Annotated in this window: 17 protein-coding genes; 4 read left to right on the top strand and 13 right to left on the bottom strand. The window is 68.5% G+C overall.

Going from position 1 to position 16545, the window contains the following annotated elements:
- Positions 1–4: 4 nt before the first annotated feature.
- Genes MRBLWH10_RS04635 through MRBLWH10_RS04620 form a run of 4 tightly spaced genes read left to right on the top strand, consistent with a single transcriptional unit; the run spans position 5 to position 3106 of the window.
- Complete coding sequence (locus MRBLWH10_RS04635) at positions 5–460, top strand: hypothetical protein (protein ID WP_341941796.1); 456 nt, start codon at positions 5–7, stop codon at positions 458–460.
- On the top strand, positions 460–1119 hold the full coding sequence (locus MRBLWH10_RS04630; protein WP_341941795.1) for a lysoplasmalogenase family protein: 660 nt from the start codon (positions 460–462) through the stop codon (positions 1117–1119). The genes MRBLWH10_RS04635 and MRBLWH10_RS04630 overlap by 1 nt, the downstream gene beginning before the upstream one ends.
- Positions 1119–1502 carry an RNA-binding S4 domain-containing protein gene (locus MRBLWH10_RS04625; RefSeq protein WP_223586219.1) on the top strand — a complete coding sequence of 128 codons (384 nt, stop codon included), beginning with the start codon at positions 1119–1121 and terminating at the stop codon, positions 1500–1502. Before MRBLWH10_RS04630 ends, MRBLWH10_RS04625 begins: the two co-directional genes overlap by 1 nt.
- Positions 1503–1540: 38 nt before the next feature.
- Positions 1541–3106: a DUF222 domain-containing protein gene (locus MRBLWH10_RS04620; protein ID WP_341941794.1), complete on the top strand. Its 1566-nt coding sequence runs from the start codon at positions 1541–1543 to the stop codon at positions 3104–3106.
- A 272-nt stretch (positions 3107–3378) separates the two neighbouring features.
- On the opposite strand, the gene MRBLWH10_RS04615 is transcribed toward MRBLWH10_RS04620, so the two are convergent.
- The 13 genes from MRBLWH10_RS04615 to MRBLWH10_RS04555 form a co-directional block, all read right to left on the bottom strand.
- Complete coding sequence (locus MRBLWH10_RS04615) at positions 3379–4275, bottom strand: NUDIX domain-containing protein (RefSeq protein WP_341941793.1); 897 nt, start codon at positions 4273–4275, stop codon at positions 3379–3381.
- A gap of 112 nt (positions 4276–4387) precedes the next feature.
- Positions 4388–5860 (bottom strand): ribosome biogenesis GTPase Der, encoded by a 1473-nt coding sequence (gene der, locus MRBLWH10_RS04610; RefSeq protein ID WP_223587458.1) that lies wholly within the window; start codon positions 5858–5860, stop codon positions 4388–4390.
- Positions 5861–5900: 40 nt separating this feature from the next.
- The gene (cmk, locus tag MRBLWH10_RS04605; protein WP_341941792.1) at positions 5901–6608 is read right to left on the bottom strand and encodes a (d)CMP kinase; all 708 of its coding nucleotides are present in this window, start codon (positions 6606–6608) and stop codon (positions 5901–5903) included.
- Positions 6601–7740, bottom strand: coding sequence for a prephenate dehydrogenase (locus MRBLWH10_RS04600; RefSeq protein ID WP_223586215.1), 1140 nt, complete (start codon positions 7738–7740; stop codon positions 6601–6603). Before MRBLWH10_RS04600 ends, cmk begins: the two co-directional genes overlap by 8 nt.
- The gene (locus MRBLWH10_RS04595; protein ID WP_105676858.1) at positions 7737–8525 is read right to left on the bottom strand and encodes a pseudouridine synthase; all 789 of its coding nucleotides are present in this window, start codon (positions 8523–8525) and stop codon (positions 7737–7739) included. Before MRBLWH10_RS04595 ends, MRBLWH10_RS04600 begins: the two co-directional genes overlap by 4 nt.
- 272 nt (positions 8526–8797) lie before the next feature.
- The gene (scpB, locus tag MRBLWH10_RS04590) at positions 8798–9379 is read right to left on the bottom strand and encodes an SMC-Scp complex subunit ScpB (RefSeq protein WP_341941791.1); all 582 of its coding nucleotides are present in this window, start codon (positions 9377–9379) and stop codon (positions 8798–8800) included.
- The gene (locus MRBLWH10_RS04585; RefSeq protein WP_341942563.1) at positions 9369–10130 is read right to left on the bottom strand and encodes a ScpA family protein; all 762 of its coding nucleotides are present in this window, start codon (positions 10128–10130) and stop codon (positions 9369–9371) included. Before MRBLWH10_RS04585 ends, scpB begins: the two co-directional genes overlap by 11 nt.
- 112 nt (positions 10131–10242) lie before the next feature.
- Positions 10243–11133, bottom strand: coding sequence for a ParA family protein (locus tag MRBLWH10_RS04580; protein ID WP_105676861.1), 891 nt, complete (start codon positions 11131–11133; stop codon positions 10243–10245).
- Positions 11134–11177: 44 nt separating this feature from the next.
- Positions 11178–11912, bottom strand: a complete 735-nt coding sequence (locus tag MRBLWH10_RS04575; protein WP_341941790.1) for a gamma-glutamyl-gamma-aminobutyrate hydrolase family protein — start codon at positions 11910–11912, stop codon at positions 11178–11180.
- Positions 11905–12684 (bottom strand): 3-oxoacyl-ACP reductase, encoded by a 780-nt coding sequence (locus MRBLWH10_RS04570; protein WP_105676864.1) that lies wholly within the window; start codon positions 12682–12684, stop codon positions 11905–11907. The genes MRBLWH10_RS04575 and MRBLWH10_RS04570 overlap by 8 nt, the downstream gene beginning before the upstream one ends.
- Before the next feature lie 46 nt (positions 12685–12730).
- Positions 12731–14131, bottom strand: coding sequence for an aldehyde dehydrogenase family protein (locus MRBLWH10_RS04565; RefSeq protein ID WP_341941789.1), 1401 nt, complete (start codon positions 14129–14131; stop codon positions 12731–12733).
- Positions 14132–14411: 280 nt separating this feature from the next.
- A complete protein-coding gene (locus tag MRBLWH10_RS04560; RefSeq protein WP_341941788.1) occupies positions 14412–15794 on the bottom strand; it encodes a glutamine synthetase family protein in 1383 nt (460 codons plus the stop codon).
- Positions 15795–15820: 26 nt separating this feature from the next.
- Positions 15821–16543 (bottom strand): FCD domain-containing protein, encoded by a 723-nt coding sequence (locus tag MRBLWH10_RS04555; RefSeq protein WP_105676869.1) that lies wholly within the window; start codon positions 16541–16543, stop codon positions 15821–15823.
- Between the last annotated feature and the right edge of the window lie 2 nt (positions 16544–16545).

Genomic DNA, 16545 nt, shown 5'->3' with positions numbered 1-16545 from the left:
AGGCATGAGCGACCAGCATCCGATCGTCGAAGACGCCGAGCTCGGCCCCCTCATCCGCGCGACCACCGAGCTCACCGACGGCGACGTGCTCGTCTCCGACTGGTACATCGGCGGCATCACGACCGTCGGCGGAGAGCTCGACCTCATGATCGAAGGCACGAGCCCCGACGAGATCGCTCCGCTGCTCCCCCGGCTCCGCGAGGTCGTCTCGCGCCTCGACGCACTGCGACGCGTCGCCTCGGATGCCGTGGTCACGCAGTTCAGCACCGGAGACCCCGAGCCGCACGAGCTCGAGGAGGCAGCATCCGACCTGACCCTCGAGACGATCGAGGCGTCGGCCGACGGCACGATCATCCTGCACCTCACCGACGGCTGCGGCGAGCACTTCCCCGATGGGTACTGGCCGGCGGTGCACCTCGGCGCCGATGACCGGGTCGAACAGGTCACCGTCGAGACCTGATGAAGAACCGCGCATTCCTCTGGGCGTTCGCGCCCTACATCGTCGCGTCGACGCTTCACGTGATCCTGCTCGCCGTGCACAGTTCTCTGGCCGCGCCGACGAAGCTCATCCTGATGCCGCTCCTGCTGGTTCCCGTGCTGGTGTCGGCCGGACGGCTGAAACCCCGCGCCGCCGTGGCGCTGATCCTCGCCGCCCTGCTCTTCTCCTGGCTCGGCGACGGCGCCGGTGCGTTCTTCCCCTCAGCCCCGGAGCTGCCGCTCATGCTCGCGTTCTTCGGCATCGCTCATCTCGCCTACATCGCGCTCTTCGCACGACACCTTTCTCGACGACGGATGCCGTGGTGGGGGCTCGTCTACGCCGCCTGGTGGATCGCCATGGTCAGCGTGATCGGGCCGCACGCGGGAGGACTGTTCCCCGCGGTCGCGGTCTACGGACTCGTGCTCGGCAGCACAGCCGCCTTCTCCACGCGGTGCGGTCCCGTGGTCGCGATGGGCGGCGCGTTCTTCCTCGCGAGCGATTCGATCCTCGCGTTCCGCCTCTTCCTGCCCGACGCGCTCCCATCGTGGAGCAGCCCCGCCGTCATGCTCACCTACACGATCGGGCAGGGCCTCATCATCGCCGGGGCGCTCCTCGCGCTCCGCACACGGAAGGTCACCTGATGGACTCCGCACGCGTCGACAGCTGGCTCTGGGCGATCCGCGTGTACAAGACGCGCTCCGCGGCAACGACTGCATGCCGCGCGGGGCATGTACGACTCAACGGCGACAAGGTCAAGGCGGCGCAGGCCGTGCGCATCGGCGATGAGTTGCGCATCCGCATCTCCGGATTCGACCGGATCCTCATCGTCCGACAGCTCCTCGTCAAGCGCGTCGGCGCCCCGGTCGCGGCCCTCGCCTACGAGGACCGCACGCCAGAGCGCGAGCCGCAGGCCGCGCTGGGGCTGCGCGACCGCGGAGCGGGCCGTCCCACCAAGCGAGAACGCCGGGAGATCGATCGGCTCCGCGGACGCGACCCAGACGACCAGGAGTTCCCCCATTCCTGACGGTTCACTCTTTCGTACATTTGTTCTAATCTGGGTGCATGGCCCACCGCACCGATCTCGACCTCGATCTCGAGGAACGACGTCGTGTTCTCGACGCCTGGGCGCTGAAGCGCCGGCAGATCGCCGTGCTTGAGGCCGAGGCCGCAGAACTGCTGATCGAGCAGTTCGACATCCACGATCAGGATGTGGCGGAGAGCCCCTACCATCGCGACGCCATCTACCGGTCGATGATCGCGGAGTTCTCGGCAGCCGCGCGCATCCCGAGGTCGTCGATGGAGTTCGCCTTCGCCGATGCACGTTCACTCCGAGACAGCATGCCCGGCGTCCGTGCCGCGTTCGCCGACGGTCGCATCACCGCCGCCCACGTCCGCGAGATCGTACGGGCGGGAGCGGTCGTCGCCGAGGCGATCGCGAACCGCAGAGCGGATGCCGCCGTCATGGACCTGTTCGAGACCGCCGCGCTCGTCGTGGCAGAGTGCGACACGGCAGCACGAACCCGTGCCCACGCGCGAGAGGTCGCCGCGTCTCTCGCGGGAGAGACGGTCGTCGAACGCCATCGCCGTGCCGCCAAGGATCGCAGCGTCTCCGTGACGTCGCTCGACGACGGGCTCGCCCTGCTCACGGCGGTTCTCCCGGAGTGGATCGCCCTTGCGATCCAGGACCGGCTCACGCACGTCGCGCGAGAGGTCATCGAGGCCAGGGGAACCCGCGAGCCCCAACTCGACCCGTCCATCATGGGCCCCGGAGCAGACTCCCTCCACGCCGAGGACGTCGATCTCGCCGATCCCTTCTTCGACGCGTTCCTCGCCGATCCGTTCGCCCCCGCGATCCTCGCCGATACCAGCGCCGATACCACCGCTGACGCTGCTTCTGCCGAGCGCGACTCGACGCCGGGGACCGATTCCGGCGCCGACGCGGATTTCGGTGCCGATGCCGATTCCGATGCCGGCATGATCTTCAGCGACGATCGAGCGACTTTCGCGCGTGACCCGCTCTCCGACGTCGAGCGCATCCCCGCAGACGAGCGTTCCCTGGACGAGATCCGCGCCGATGTCCTCACCGACATGCTCCTCACCGCCACTCCGAGCACAGCCTTCGGCGATGCCCTCGACGACGTTCACGCCCGGATTCAGGTCACGGTCGCGGCGACCACGCTCGCGGGGCTCGACGATCGACCCGCGCAGCTCGACGGTCACGGCGCGCTCGACGCTGACATCGCACGAGCGCTCGCAGGGCGGAACAGCGGATGGACGCGACTGTTCCTCGATCCGTCCGGCCTCGTCGTCGAGACCGACACGTACACGCCCACCACCGCGATGAAGAGATTCCTGCGGGCGCGTGACCAGCACTGTCGCTTCCCGGGATGCCGGATGCCGGTGCACCGCAGCGAGATCGATCACAACCACGATCACGCCAAGGGCGGACGGACGGCGGTAGACAATCTGGCGCACTTCTGCAGAACCCACCACGCGCTCAAGCATCCCGACGTGCCCGACCCGCACAGGTGGACGGCACAACAGCGCCCCGGAGGCTCCATCACCTGGACCAGTCCGCTCGGGCGCGCGTACACCGACCGCACACCGCGACGGGTGATGTTCGTCTGACCTGCACGCCGGACGATCTCGGAGGCTCCGCGGACGAGCTCGGAAGCAGGGCTTAGAGGGCTCAGAGGACTACAGGGCTCAAAGCGCTCAGAGGGCTTTCGGCTCAGAGGGCTCACCTGGCTCAAAGCGCTCAGAGGGCTCAGAAGACTCAGAGGACTCACCGGGCTCAAACGACTCAGAGGGCTCTCGGCTCAGAGAGCTCAGAGAGCTCAGAACACGAGCCCCAGCGATCGAGAGCGCGCAGAGGAGTCACGAAACTCAGAGCACAAACCTCAGTGATCGAGAGCGCGCAGCAGCCACCCGGCAGACAGCACACGGGCGCCGAGAGCCTCCACCTGCGCAGTGAGGCCGCGGTCGCTGGTGACGACGGTGACCGAGCGGCCTATCGAGAGCAGCCGAGCGGCCTCGTCGATGATCGCGTCGTCCCCGGCGGCATCCGCCCTGACCACCCGCACGGGAGATTCCTCGGATTCGATCGCCCGCGCCTGACCTTCGACGACCAGCGACACCTCGGGGAACCAGATCGTCGCTCCGATGCCGAGATCCTCCGCCGGCACGGCGAGGTCGACCAGGCGGTCCCGCAGCCGCGCTGCCGCTCCGGCTCGGTCCTTCCACCAGCCGTTCGGCACCGAGCCGACGACGTTCGCGGCGTCGACGACGATCGCGGGACGCTCGTCGAGCAGGGTCCGAAGCATCGGCCAGGACGAAGCGAATCCCGGATGCAGCGGACGCGCATCGACGTCCTCGACCGGCACCCACTCCAGCGCCACGCTCTCCGGGTCGCTGATCACGGGTTCGAAGGGCTCTACGACGTCGGCGACGACCGTCGTGTATGACCAGATCGACAGGTCCAGCACGCTCGTCACACGTACGCGCACGGCGCCGTCCGGGACGCCCGCTTCTTCCTGCGCCTCACGCACAGCTCCGACGATGGCGCTCTCACCCTCGTGCATCGCACCGCCGGGGAGACCCCAGGTGCCGCCGAAGTGGCTCCAGGCGACCCTGTGCTGCATGAGCACGCCGCGTGCGGGATCGAAGGCGAGCAGCCCCGCGGCGCCGAACCGGCCCCAGTACCGCTCTCCCGTGTCCGCGATCACCCAGGCGTCGCCCGGGTTGCGCGGCCCCTCGGGGCGGCGCGGTTCACCAGCTGCGGGAGGTACGACCGTCACCCCTTCAGCCTGTCACAGCATCCGGGGTGCGGCGCACCGACCCGACACGAAGGGGAACCGAGCGGGTCCAGAGACGAGTCCCAGCCTTTCAGCCAACGAGCTCCCGGGCCGATCAGCGCTGACGCTTCTCCCGCACGCGCATGTTGACGACGATCGGGGTTCCCTCGAACTCGTACAGCTCGCGCAGGCGGCGCTGAATGAATCGGCGGTAGCCCGGGTCGAGGAATCCGGTCGTGAACAGCACGAACGTCGGCGGGCGCGTCGACGCCTGCGTGCCGAACAGGATGCGTGGCTGCTTGCCTCCGCGCAGCGGGTGCGGGTGCTCGGCGACGAGCTCGGCGAGGAACGCGTTGAACTTGCCGGTGGGGATGCGGCGATCCCAGTTCTCCAGCGAGGTCTCCAGCGCAGGAACCAGCTTGTCGAGGTGACGACCGGTCTTCGCCGAGATGTTCACCCGCGGAGCCCACGCGACGTGCGCGAGGTCCTGCTCGATCTCACGCTCGAGGTAGCGGCGACGGTCCTGGTTCTCCAGGTCGTCGTCGTTCAGGCGATCCCACTTGTTGAACGCGAGCACGAGTGCGCGGCCGGACTCGAGCACGAGGTCGATGATGCGCACGTCCTGCTCGCTGATCGTCTCGGACACGTCGAGAACGACCACCGCGACCTCGGCCTTCTCCAGCGCCGCAGAGGTGCGCAGCGACGCATAGAAGTCGGCGCCCTGAGCCATGTGCACGCGGCGACGGATACCGGCGGTGTCGACGAAGCGCCACAGCTTGCCGCCCAGCTCGACGATCTCGTCGACCGGGTCGCGCGTGGTTCCGGCGAGGTCGTTCACGACGACCCGCTCTTCGCCTGCGGCCTTGTTCAGCAGCGACGACTTGCCGACGTTCGGGCGCCCGAGGATCGCGACGCGGCGAGGGCCGCCGATCTCCTGCTTGGCGACGGCCGAGATCTCGGGGAGCGTCTTCAGGATCGCGTCGAGGAGGTCGGCGACGCCGCGGCCGTGGATCGCGGAGACCGGGTGGGGCTCGCCGAGGCCCAGGTTCCACAGGGCTGCGGCCTCCGGCTCCTGGCGCGCGTCGTCGATCTTGTTCGCGACCAGGAACACGGGCTTGCCGCTCTTGCGGAGCATCTTCACGACGTGCTCGTCGGTGGACGTCGCTCCGACCATGGCGTCGACGACGAACAGCACGACGTCGGACAGGTCGATCGCGACCTCGGCCTGCGCCGCCACCGAGCGGTCGATGCCGCGGGCGTCGGGCTCCCACCCGCCGGTGTCGACGAGCGTGAAGCGGCGGTCGTTCCACTCGGCCTTGTACGTGACGCGGTCGCGGGTGACACCGGGGGTGTCCTCCACGACGGCCTCACGACGGCCGAGGATGCGGTTCACGAGCGCGGACTTGCCGACATTCGGCCGTCCGACGATCGCCACGACCGGGAGTGCCGGCATGAACTGGATGCCGTCCTCGTCCATCGTGATCCCGGCGAGAAGCGCAGCGTCTTCATCGTCGAGCTCGTAGTCGGCGAGACCCGCGCGCAGAGTCTCCGCGCGCTGCTCGGCGAGGTGCTCGTCGAGCGCCTCCATCTTCTCTGCGAGGTGGTCGGGGCCGCCTTCGTATTCGTCGTCAGCCACTGTGTGCTCCTCGGAGTCGTTCGATCACCGCGAGTACGGCATCGATGGTCTGGGGGAAATCAAGATCCGTCGAATCGACGACCTCCACGCCCTCTGCGGCGTTGAGGAAGTCGACGACGGCGCTGTCCGATGCGTCGCGCTTGTGCAGCGCGGCGGCGACGGAGGCAGCGTTCTCACCGGCGAGCTCGCCCGCCCGGCGCGCAGCGCGCACCTCGGGGGCAGCGGTGAGAAGGATGCGGACGGGAGCGTCGGGGGCGACGACAGTGGTGATGTCGCGTCCCTCCACGACGACCGCGTCGAACGGGGCCCCGGCCACGAGCGAGCGGAACAGCTCGTTCACCTGCGCGCGGACCTCGGGCACGCGCGCCACGCCACTGACCGCGCCCGACACGTGCGGTGCGCGGATCGCCTCGGTGACGTCGACGTCGCCCACGCGCACCGTGCGGTCATCGGGGTCGAGCCCCAACCGCACGGGGAAGTCGGATGCCGCGGCGAGGACTGCTGCGGCATCCGCCGTGTCCGCCCCTCGATCGAGGACGTGCCAAGCCAGCGCGCGGTAGGCGGAGCCGGTGTCGAGGTAGCCGAAGCCGAGCGTGCGCGCGACGGCCTTCGACACGCTGGACTTGCCCGACCCCGCAGGGCCGTCGATGGCGATGAAGTCGGGAGTGCGCGCAGCGGTGGCGGTCGTCGTGTCAGTCATTGGTGTTCCCCGCAATCCGCCAGCCGCGTTCGGTGAGTCCGGTGACCGCGCCGTGCAGCGCGGCCGGGTCGACGCTGATCTCCGCCAGACCGAACTGTGCGCCGGGCGAGTGCTCGAGGCGGAGGTCTTCGACGTTGACTCCGAGTTCGCCGAGCTCGCCGAAGAGGCGTCCGAGCTGTCCTGCGGTGTCGTCGACCATGACGACCAACGACTCGAAGCGGCGGTTCTGTCCGTGCTTGCCAGGCAGACGCTCGACGCCGTCGTTGCCGTGACGGATCGTCTCCGCCACTGCACGCCGGGAACCGGGCGCCTCGGGAGCGCGCAGCGCATCCGACACCTCCCGGAGGTCTTCGGCGAGGGCGTCGAGGATCTCCACGACGGGTGCCGCGTTCGCGCCGAGGATCTGCACCCAGAGCTCGGGGGCGGATGCCGCGATGCGCGTCGTGTCGCGCACGCCCTGACCGGCGAGACGCAGAGCGCCCTCCTCCGCCTCGGCGAGGCGGCCGGCGAGCAGGCTCGCGACGACCTGGGGCACGTGGGAGGTCAGCGCGACCGAGCGGTCGTGCTCCTCCGGTGTCATCTCGATCGGCTGCGCGCCGACGTCGAGAGCCAGAGCCTCGACGAGTGCGAGATCGGCGGCCTTCGTCTCACCGTCACGGCACACGACCCACGGACGGCCGATGAACAGGTCGGCCCGCGCCGAGATCGCCCCGCCGCGCTCGCGACCGGCGAGCGGGTGCGAGCCGATGTAGCGGGCGAGATCGACACCGCGCGAGGTCAGTGCGCGGAAGGGCTCGAGCTTGACGCTCGCGACGTCGGTGACGACGGCATCCGGGTACCGCTCGAGTTCCGCCTGGATGACATCGGCGGTGACGTCAGGCGGCACGGCGACGACGATCAGGACGGGCGCGTCGTCGGCAGACGGGGCACGACCGGCGCCGTAGTCGATCGCCAGGCGCTGCTGTGCGGGAGACGTGTCGGAGAGCACGACATCGACGCCCTTCGCGCTGAGCGCGTGCCCGATGCTCGCACCGAGCAGCCCCGTGCCGACGATGCGGACGGTGCCCGAGAGACGCGACGCGACGGCGGTCGCCGTGCGCGGCGCGCTGGGCGCACTCGTCGTGTCAGTCACTCGTTCTCCTGCTGCTCGCCTGGCGCCTCGGCGACACCGGAATCACGGCGCGACAGAGTAAGCAGCGCGCCTAGTTCGATTTTAGTCAGTTCGCGGCTCTTCCCCGCCGGGAGCGTTCCCAGGTGCAGCGGACCGAACTGGCGTCGCACGAGTTCGGTGACGGGATGCCCGACCGCCGCCATCATGCGGCGGACGATCCGGTTGCGTCCGGAATGCAGCGTGAGCTCGACGAGACTCGACCCCCGCGAGGTGTCCAGCAGCCGCGCCTTGTCGGCCGCGATGGGACCGTCCTCCAGCTCGATGCCCTTCGTGAGCTTCGAGATCGTCTGGGCGGTGACCTCCCCCTCGACCTTGGCGATGTACACCTTGGTGACGCCGAACGACGGATGCGCGAGGACGTGCGCGAGGGCGCCGTCGTTCGTGAGGATCAGCAGTCCGCTGGTCTCGGCATCCAGCCGTCCGACGTTGTACAGGCGCTCCTCATAGTCCTTCGTGAAGAGCCGCAGATCGGGGCGGCCGCTCTCATCGCGCATGCTGCTCACGACGCCGGTGGGCTTGTTGAGCATCACGTAGCGCTTCGAGACATCGAGCTGCACAGCGGTGCCGTCGACATCGACGAGGTCGGTCTCCGGATCGATGCGGGTGCCGAGCTCGGTCACGACCACGCCGTTGACGCGGATGCGGCCCTCGACGATGTAATTCTCGACCACGCGTCGGGAGGCCACTCCCGCTCCGGAGAGCACCTTCTGCAGGCGCACGCCCTCGGGGGCGGAGCCGTCTGTCATCGAACCATCAGTCATGAAACCACTCCTTCATCGAAGCGCCCGCACGGCACCGTACCGGCGACATCCGCACGAGCGCTCATCGAACCAAACCTTCATCGATACGCCCAAGCCGCACCGTACCGGCGTCAACCGCACGCGTACTCATCGGGACCAGACCCGCATCGACGCACCCGCACCGAGCCGCAACGGCGCCGACCACACACGCGCTCATCGGACCAGACCCCCATCGACGCACCCGCACCGAGCCGCGATGGCGCCAACCGCACTCGTACTCATCGGACCAGGCCCTCATCGAAGCCGTCTGCGCCGTCATCGAGCAGTGGGGAGATCGGAGGCAGCTCGTCGAGCGAGTTGATGCCCAGGTGCTGCAGCAGTGCATCCGTGGTGCCGTAGTTGATGGCGCCCGTCTCGGAGTCGGCGAAGAGTTCGGTGATGAGGCCGCGTGCGAGCAGGGTGCGCACGACGGAGTCCACGTTCACCGCTCGGATCGACGCGACCTGGCTGCGGGTGACCGGCTGTTTGTAGGCGATGACGGCGAGCGTCTCGAGCGCGGCCTGGGACAGTCGAGCAGGCGCCTGGCCGCCGATGAACTCCGCGACGAGGTCGTCGTGGTCCTCGCGCACGTAGAGCCGCCAGCCGCCTCCGACCTCGCGGAGCTCGAAGCCGCGACGCGGACCGCGGCCCTTGCCGTCGTAGTCGTCGACGAGCGTCTCGAGCGCCTGCCGCACGGCGGCCACGGGAGACCCCACGGCGGCGGCCAGCGCCACGAGTCCGATCGGCTCGTCGATGATGAGCATGATCGCCTCGATCTTCTCGGTCAGCACACCGGCTGACGGTTCGAGGTCATCGGTCATAGTCGGCTCCCAGGGTGGCGAGTGATTCGTCCGACCAGTGGTCGGCGGCCCAGCGCAGCGTCAGCTCGCCGAGCGGTTCCAGTTGCTCGAAGGAGAGTGCCGCGTGGCGGTAGAGCTCCAGCACCGAGATGAAGCGCGCGACGACGATACCCGGTTCGCGGATGCCGGCGACGAGATCGCGGAAGCTCAGCGACTCGGCGCCGCGGAGCAGCGTCACCACGATCGCGGCCTGCTCACGGATGCTGACGAGCGGAGCGTGCAGGTGATCGAGTCCGACGTGCGGGATCTCCTTCGGCGCGAACGCGAGCAGGGCGAGTGCGGCGAAGTCGGCGGCGGAGAGAGACCAGACCAGCTCCGGCGTCTTCTTGCGATGCTTCTCGTCGAGTCGCACAGCGCGGACATGCCGCCGATCCTCGCGCTGCAGGCAGCGGGAGAACCACGCGGAGACCTCCTTGAAGGCCCGGTACTGCAGCAGTCGCGCGAACAGCAGATCCCGAGCCTCGAGCAGTGCGACGGCCTCGGCATCCACCAGCTCTCCCTGCGGAAGGAGCCCGGCGACCTTCATGTCGAGCAGTGTCGCGGCGACCACGAGGAACTCCGACGCCTGGTCGAGCTCCTCATCGTCGTCCAGCTCCTTCAGGTAGGAGATGAACTCGTTCGTCACGGCGCTGAGCGAGACCTCGGTGATGTCCATCTCATGCTTCGAGATGAGATTCAGCAGCAGGTCGAACGGGCCGTCGAAGTTCGACAGGGAGACACGGAAACCGGAGTTCTCCTCGGGAGATGAGGTGTCCGAGGATTCCCCGGACGACGCGGTACTCGAAGACGACGCAGTCGCGTCGGTCTCGTGGCGAGGGGTATCGTCAGGCGACGGCGCCACGGGCGACCAGCTCCCGCGCCAGCCGCAGGTACGCCTGGGCGGCGGCGTGCTCCGGCGCGAACTCGGTGATGGGCACACCCGACACCGAGGCGTCGGGGAACTTCACGGTGCGGCCGATCACGGTCTCCAGGACGTCGTCGCCGAAGGCCTCGACCACGCGCTCGAGAACCTCGCGCGAGTGCAGCGTGCGCGGGTCGTACATCGTGGCGAGGAGGCCGTCCATGGTGATCGACGGGTTCAGCCGGTCGCGCACCTTGTCGATCGTCTCGATGAGGAGCGCCACGCCGCGGAGCGCGAAGAACTCGCACTCCAGCGGGATGATCACGCCGTGAGCGGCGGTGAGGGCGTTCACGGTGAGGAGTCCGAGCGACGGCTGGCAGTCGATGAGGATGACGTCGTACTCCCCCGCCACCTGGCGGAGCACGCGGGCGAGGATCGTCTCACGCGCGACCTCGTTGACGAGGTGCACCTCGGCGGCGGAGAGGTCGATGTTCGCGGGCATCACGTCGAGTCCCTCGACGCCGGAGCGCACGATCGCATCGTGTGCGTCGCGCTTCGTGTCGAGCAGCAGGTCGTAGACCGTCGGCGTCTCGTGCGTCTGGATGCCGAGACCGGCCGACAGAGCGCCCTGCGGATCGAAGTCGACCGCGAGAACCTTGCGCCCGTACTCCGCGAGGGCCGCGGCGAGGTTGATGGAGGTCGTCGTCTTGCCGACGCCGCCCTTCTGGTTGCACAGTGCGATGATGCGCGCGGGGCCGTGAGACGCCAGCGGCTCCGGCGTCGGGAACCCATGATAGGGACGACCGGTGGGTCCGATGGGTGTGTCGTCGGCCTTCTTCGCCTTCGCCCTGGACGTTGCCGCTCTCTCAGCCACCGGTTCTCCTGCTCCTTCGTGCTTGCTCGATTGTAGTCGCAGGCTCACCTCTCGTCGCGTCGGCGCGCGGCGCTGTCCCTCGCCGCGTCGACCAGTCCCTCGATCACCCGCACGTCGTCGGTGGTCTCCGGATGCCACTGCACCCCGACCTCGAAGCGGTCCCCCTCGGCCTCCATCGCCTGGAGCACGCCGTCGGCATCACGCGCTGTCGCGACGAAACCGGGGTGGTCCGCGACCGCCTGGTGGTGATGGCTGGCGCTGGTGATCTGCTCACCGAGCAGCGCGGAGACCCGATGCCCCGGATCCACCACCACGGGGATGGCCTCGTAGGAGCTCTCGCCGCCCCCGTGCCGATCGTGGCCGACGACGTCGGGCAGATGCTGCACGAGCGATCCGCCGGCGGCGACAGCCATGAGCTGCATCCCCCGGCAGATGCCCAGCACAGGGAGCCGCAGCGCGTCCGCCTCCCCGAGCAGCCACAGCTCCGATGCGTCGCGGTCGTCGTACCAGCGCACGACGTTCGGGTCCGGCTCCTGCCCGTAGCGCGCGGGGTTCACATCGGCACCGCCCGCGATGAGCAGACCGTCGAGCCGGCCGAGCACGGCTCGTGCGGCGTCGCGATCGGCGAGCGGCGGGACGAGCACGGGGATGCCCCCGGCCCGCTCCACCGCAAGGGCGTAGTCGCTGGGGAGCAGGTCGGCCGGCACCTCCCGCCAGGCGCCCCAGGAGGCCGCCTGGCGGTAGGTCGTGATGCCGATGATCGGGCGCTGGTCAGTCAAAGTCCGAATCCAGCGGCGTGACGTAGGCGTTGGAGAGTCCGCCGTCGACGAGGAAGTCCATCGCCGTGATGAAGCTCGACTCGTCGCTGCCGAGGAACGCGACGGCGTTGGCGATCTCCTCCGGTTCGGCGAAGCGCCCCATCGGGACGTGCACCAGACGGCGCGCGGCGCGCTCCGGGTCCTTCGCGAACAGCTCCTGCAGCAGCGGGGTGTTCACGGGTCCGGGGCAGAGCGCGTTGACGCGGATGCCCTTGCGCGCGAACTGCACGCCGAGCTCCCGGGTCATCGCCAGCACGCCGCCCTTCGACGCGGTGTAGGAGATCTGCGAGGTGGCGGCGCCCATGATCGCGACGAACGACGCGGTGTTGATGATCGAACCGCTCCCCTGCTCCAGCATGTACGGCAGCACCGCCTTGCAGCACAGGTACACGCTGGTGAGGTTCACGTCCTGCACCAGGTTCCAGGCGTCGATTCCGGTCTTCAGGATGGAGTCGTCGGATGCCGGCGAGATGCCCGCGTTGTTGAACGCGATGTCGATGCGCCCGTATTTCTCCTTGGCGTGGGCGAACAGCGCCTCCACCTCTGCGGCATCCGTCACGTTCACCTTGATGAAGGAGCCGCCCAGCTCCTCCGCGATGCGCGGGCCGTTCACCTCGTCGAGGTCGCCGATGACGACCTTGGCCCCCTCCGCGACGAACTTCTTCGCCGTGGCGAGGCCGATGCCGCTGCATCCGCCGGTGATGACGCCCACTTTGCCTTCGAGCTTGCCCATCGTGTGTCCTGCTGCCTTTCTCGGGGTGTGTCAGTGCTGTGTTGTGTCAGTCGTCGGTCGAGATGAAGACGTTCTTCACCTCGGAGAAGCTGTCCGGAGCGTCCGGTCCGAGTTCGCGCCCGAGTCCCGACTGCTTGAACCCTCCGAACGGAGTCCAGTACCGGACGGAGGAGTGCGAGTTGACCGACAGGTTGCCGCTCTCCACCCCTCTCGCCACGCGCAGCGCGCGCCCGAGATCACGGGTGAAGATGGATCCCGACAGGCCGTACTCGGTGTCGTTGGCCTTCGCGATCGCGTCGGCCTCGTCGGTGAACGGCATCACCGCGAGCACGGGGCCGAACAGCTCCTGCGACCACACCGGATCAGCGGCGCTGCGCGGCATGACCACGGTCGGCGGCATCCAGAACCCACCGGTGCCCTCCACGGTCTGTCCGCGATAGGCGACGTCGGCGTCCGCGATGCCCGCGAGCACGGAGTCGCGCTGCTTCGCGGAGATCAACGGCCCCATCTCGGCGTCGGGACTCGACGGGTCCGTCACCCGGAAGGCTTCGACCGCGGGCTGCAGCAGCTCGAGGAACCTGTCGTAGACGCTCGCCTGCACGAGGATGCGCGAGCGTGCGCAGCAGTCCTGTCCGGCGTTGTCGAGTCCGGCGCCGGGGGCGGATGCCGCGGCCTTCTCGAGATCCGCGTCCTCGAACACGACGTTCGCGTTCTTTCCGCCGAGCTCCAGCGTCAGCCTCTTCACCTGGTCGGCGCAGCCGCGCATGATGCCCTTGCCGACATCGGTCGAGCCGGTGAAGCAGACCTTCCGCACCAGCGGGTGGGTCACGAACCTCTCGCCCACCACGCTCCCCTTGCCGGGGATCACGGTGAACACGCCTTCGGGGATGCCGGCGTCCCTGGCGAGCTCCCCGAGCCGGAGCGCCGTCAGCGGGGTGAGCTCGGCCGGCTTCAGCACGACCGTGTTGCCCGCCGCCAGCGCGGGTCCGAAGCCCCAGCCCGCGATCGGCATCGGGAAGTTCCACGGGACGATGATGCCCACGACACCCAGCGGCTCGTGGAACGTGATGTCCACACCACCGGCGACGGGGATCTGCCGCCCGAAATGACGCTCGGGCGCCGCGCTGTAGTAGTTGAGGACGTCGCGGACGTTCCCTGCCTCCCAGCGGGCGTTGCCGATCGTATGGCCGGAGCCGATCACCTCGAGCGCGGCGAGCTCATCGATGTGCGCGTCGACGGCCGCCGCGAAGGAGCGCAGCAGACGCGCGCGCTCGCCGGGTGCGATCGCACGCCATGCGGGGAAGGCCGCATGGGCGCGCTCGATGGCGGCATCCGTCGCCGCGAGGTCGGCCAGTGCGACGCTGCCGATCGCCTGGCCGTTGGACGGGTTGAGGACCGTGAAGGTGCCGCCGCCGTCGAAGGGAGAGAGAGGGATCTGGAAGGTCATGCTCACAGCCTCTCGAATCCGCACGTGAGGGCATCGCCCATCGGAAGGTACAGAGTCACCGCGTTCGCAGCCATCCTCACAGCCTCTCGAATCCGCGCTTGAGGGCATCGCCCATCGGAAGGTACAGAGTCACCGTCATGATCACAGCCTCTCGAATCCGCACGTGAGGGCATCGCCCACCGGAAGGTACAGAGTCACCGCGCTCGCAATCATGCTCACAGCCTCTCGAATCCGCGCGTGAGGGCATCGCCCATCGGAAGGTACAGAGTCACCGTCATGATCACAGCCTCTCGAATCCGCGCTTGAGTTCCCAGTCGGTGACGGCTGCGTCGAACGCCTCGATCTCGACGTCCGCGTAGTGGACGTAGTGCTTGACCACGTCCTCGCCGAACACCTCGCGGGCGATCTCCGACTGCGCGAGCGCGTCTCTGGCCTCGTGCATGGTCGTCGGCACGATCGGCGCTCCCGACTCGTAGGCGTTGCCCGCAGTCTCCGGCTCCAGCTCGAGTTCGTGCTCGATGCCGTACAGACCACCCGCGAGCATGGCGGCGAGCCCGAGGTACGGGTTCATGTCGCCGCCGGGCAGACGGTTCTCCATGCGCGCACCGGCGCCGCGTCCGACCAGCCGCACGGAGGTCGTACGGTTGTCGATGCCCCACGCGACGGATGTCGGGGCGAAAGACCCCTTGACGAAGCGCTTGTAGGAGTTGATGTTGGGCGCGTAGAACAGCGTGAAGTCGCGCATGGTCGCCAGGACGCCCGCGATGAAGTGGTCGTACAGCGGGGTGCGGGAGCCGGTCTCCGCGTCCCAGAAGACCAGAGAGCCGTCGAGTCCGCGCAGGGACATGTGCACGTGGCACGAGTTACCCTCGCGCTGGTTCGGCTTGGCCATGAACGTGATCGACTGATCGTGCTGGCGGGCGATGTCCTTCGCCGCGGTCTTGTAGACGGCGTGGTTGTCGGCCGTCGTGATGACCTCGTCGTACTTGAACGCGATCTCGTGCTGACCGAAGTTGCACTCGCCCTTCGCCGACTCGACGTTCAACCCCGACGCGTACATGGTGTTGCGGATCTCGCGCAGCAGCGGCTCGACCACGCTCGACCCGATGATCGAGTAGTCGATGTTGTAGCGGTTCGCGGGGATGAGACCGCGATAGTCGTCGTCCCACGCCTTCTCGTACGGCGTGTTGAAGATCACGAACTCCAGTTCGGTGCCCGCGAGCGCCGTCCAGCCGTGCCCGGCCGCGCGCTCCACCTGCTGCCGCAGGATCTCCCGCGGCGACACCCGCACCGGATGCCCGGACGTCGTGGCGAGGTCGCACTGGATCATCACGCTGCCGGGGCGATGCGGCATCCGCCTGATCGTGGAGTAGTCGGGGATGAACTCCATGTCGCCGTAACCCGACTCCCACGAGGCGTTCTCGTAGCCGTCGACCGTGTTCATGTCGACGTCGACGGCGAGCAGATAGTTGCATCCCTCGGTGCCGTGCTCCAGCACGGTGTCGAGGAAGAAGCGTCCGTGCAGGAGCTTGCCCTGCAGTCGCCCCTGCATGTCAGTGAAGGCCAGCACGACCGTGTCGATCTCGTCGGAGAGGATCGCCGATCTCAGCTGCTCGACGGTGAGCATGCGGTCGTTGCGGGCCGGGGCGGGGGTGATGTTCATCTGTGCGCACTCATTTCCAGGATTGCCTACTTCAGGAGGCCCTTGAGAAGGGCGGCGGTGGCCTCGCAGTGCGCGGTCATCACGTCGCGGGCCCGAACGGCGTCGCCGTCCAGGATCGCGGCGACGATGGCACGATGCTCGTCCTCCGCATGATCGATGTTCGTCTTCAGGAAGGGGATCTCGGCGAGGAGTTGATGGATCCGCACCTGCACGCCGCTGCAGGCACGGGCGAGCTCGTCGGAGCCGCAGACGGTGCTGATCGCCAGGTGGAACCGGGCGTCGGCCTGTCGGTAGTCGGCCGGAGTCTGCGCCTCGGCCAGGTCAGCGAGGCTCGTCTCCAGCAGAGCCCGCTGCTCCTCGGTGAGGTCCAGCTGGGCAGCCTGGTAGGCGGCTCCGGGTTCGATGACGGCGCGGAACACGATCACGTCGTCGATCTCGGCACGGCGCGGCGGGGTCTGACCCGCCGGCCACACCTCGGCGAGCGGTTCGACGACCGTGCCCCCTCCGCGCCCCCGGGTCGTGGACACGAACCCGGCGGCGCGAAGGGCGCTGATGGCCTCCCGGAGCGTGGCCCGGGAGACGTTGAGCTTCTCTGCGAGCTCACGCTCCCCCGGCAGCTTCGTCCCCACCCGGAAGATCCCGAGCTGGATGGCGGAGCCGAGCTGCTCGACGCAGGACTCGAAGGCCATGTGCCCGCGGACCGGGTGGAGTGCAGCATCCACCAGAGGGGAATCCATCAGATCGGTCATCG

It is taken from the genome of Microbacterium sp. LWH10-1.2, from assembly GCF_038397765.1.
GTDB lineage: Bacteria > Actinomycetota > Actinomycetes > Actinomycetales > Microbacteriaceae > Microbacterium > Microbacterium natoriense.
The sequence above is the reverse complement of the archived record's forward strand: the minus strand, read 5'-3'. Positions and strand labels throughout refer to the sequence as shown.